Origin of the sequence: Donghicola mangrovi, from assembly GCF_013377535.1 — a bacterium.
Lineage (GTDB): Bacteria > Pseudomonadota > Alphaproteobacteria > Rhodobacterales > Rhodobacteraceae > Donghicola > Donghicola mangrovi.
The window spans coordinates 1-529 of the sequence record NZ_JABCJE010000045.1; the positions used below are offsets into that span (position 1 = coordinate 1).

1 protein-coding gene is annotated in these 529 nt (G+C 62.8%); it reads right to left on the reverse strand.

Features of this window, described 5'->3' with window-relative positions:
* Positions 1 to 529: dTDP-glucose 4,6-dehydratase (locus HJ536_RS20705; protein ID WP_177159282.1), on the reverse strand; the 529-nt coding region annotated here is incomplete at both ends.

Below are 529 nucleotides of genomic sequence, written 5' to 3' on the forward strand. Positions count from 1 at the left end.
CACGGGGATCAGCTTTTCGGGGAAGTGGAAGGGGCCGTAATTGTTCGAACAGTTGGTTAACACCACCGGCAACCCGTAGGTCTCGTGCCAGGCGCGGACCAGATGGTCGCTGCTGGCCTTGGACGCGGAATAGGGGCTGCGCGGATCGTAGGGCGTGTCTTCGGTGAACTTGATCGCAGGGTCGTTCGGCAGCGATCCAAAGACCTCATCGGTCGAGATGTGGTGGAACCGGAAGCTGTCCGGTTTGCCTTGGGCGGTCCAATAGGTCCGCGCGGCCTCGAGCATGTTGAAGGTGCCGGTGACGTTCGTCTCGATAAAGTCCGCGGGCCCGTCGATCGAGCGGTCCACGTGGCTTTCGGCGGCCAGATGCATCACCGCATCGGGCTGGTGTTTGGCGAACACCGCGTCCAGCGCGGCGCGGTCGCGGATATCCACCTGCTCGAAGGCATAATCGGGGCTGCCCGCAACCATCGCGACGTTGTCCAGACACGCCGCATAGGTCAGCGCATCGACGTTCACGACCTGATGG